We start from the raw sequence: 315 nt of genomic DNA, 5'->3' as shown, positions 1-315 counted from the left end.
AGTTAGATGGGAGATCCTTCGGGCCCGTCGCCTTGTCGACAAGACCTGTGTGCTTCGGGCCCTACTGAGAAACAAAACGTGCTCGACTCTGCGGTCGATGCAGTGCCGGCCCTGAGTAGGCCTTGCCTGTCCGGCGCTCGCCACGACCCACAGGGCGGCGACAAGCGCCGCCCTTGCGAGCGCGCCACCGGGTCTCAGCGAAACACAGGCCTCCCGCAGTTTCTCGCCCGCCGTTTGGGCGCCGCCCATCCACTCTCTGGATGACACGGACGCTGAGGGCCGCAATCGTGCCGGGGTGCAGACACGGACGACGAG

The organism is Candidatus Hydrogenedentota bacterium, from assembly GCA_016791475.1.
GTDB lineage: Bacteria > Hydrogenedentota > Hydrogenedentia > Hydrogenedentales > JAEUWI01 > JAEUWI01.
This window is presented reverse-complemented; position numbering follows the sequence as displayed.